Here is a 1,192-nt window from a genome sequence, read left to right as displayed (position 1 = left end):
ATGGATCACCGTAAAAGGAAGCAAGGGTCAAATCGGACAGCGAACGCTTCTCGACGGTGGGGTCGTTGAACAGCAGTCCGATGGTGTTGTCTTTGCTGTTCAGCTGGTCGTTAATGACCACAAAGTCCATTTTCTGATTCTTGACCTGCTTGTAGACATCCATCAAAATGATGTACGCTTCAATATTGTTGGGGCATTTACCCGTCAGGTTCACGTCTTCGTGCGCCTTCAAGAGCGTCTGCTGCATGTCAATATCAATAGCATCGGGAATTTCACTTTCCTTGATTTTATCGAGCACCTTCTTGGGCGGAACAAAGACAACCTTGTCGCCCTTCTTGATGGCATAACCCAACTGATCGCGCACGTAGTCCAGGCACTGTTGCACGTGAATGTGCACCGTATTGGAACCGCCAGACACGAAGTCTACGCCAATCCGCACATTCCATTCGCCCGCGGTGCTGCCCGTGTTTTTGTCGATTTCGCAGAAGGGATCTTCGCGAATACCGTCAATAAATATCACTTTCGCATTGAGCTTGGTCACCACCGATTCTTCTTTGTCCAAGGCTCCACCCAAGCTCCAGAAATTCGGATTCAAGCGCAACACTTCGGCAAAGGCCTTGTCGCCATCGAGGGCCGGCAACAAAGAATCGTTGCGGGCATTCTTTTCTTTCAAAAGTTCAGAATACTCCGTCGTAACGTTCATATTGGTAAAACCGTTACGCTTTGCCGGTTCAGGCATAGCCAGCGCAAAGGATACCGCCAAAAGGCAAATCAAGGCAAACAGAGAAACATTTTTCATACGGGAAATAAAATACAAAAATGAGTTCGTAGATAATAGTGTGGAATGAGAAATGTGAGATGAGAAATGTGGGATTTATCATTTCACATTACACATTTCACATTTTTATTAAAGTGGGAACAATATCGCGTAGATTCATTAGATGCGGAATATGGTAATCCACATAGGGGGCGCTCTCGGTAGTCGGATTCACAAAAACCGTAGTCCAGCCGCGGCGGTGCGCAGGTTCCAGGTTGCGAAGACCATCATCCAGCAACACAATGTCGCGTTTGTTCTCGGGCATTTCTAACCCCATGGTAGGGAGCTTTTGCGCAAGCCACTTTTCCATTTTGTCGTAAGCACTTTCGTGGGGTTTTCCTTCCCAACCGAGTAACTTCAAGTCAAACACGCCGT

General features: G+C 47.3%; 2 pseudogenes. Both read right to left on the bottom strand.

What is annotated here, in order from left to right:
* A pseudogene (locus Q0628_RS05020) lies at nt 1–799 on the bottom strand (hypothetical protein); the annotation flags it as partial.
* 97 nt (nt 800–896) lie between these two features.
* Nucleotides 897–1,192, bottom strand: a pseudogene (locus Q0628_RS05015) (pyrimidine 5'-nucleotidase); the annotation flags it as partial.

This window comes from uncultured Fibrobacter sp. (assembly GCF_937877005.1).
Taxonomy (GTDB): domain Bacteria; phylum Fibrobacterota; class Fibrobacteria; order Fibrobacterales; family Fibrobacteraceae; genus Fibrobacter.
The sequence above is the reverse complement of the archived record's forward strand: the minus strand, read 5'-3'. Positions and strand labels throughout refer to the sequence as shown.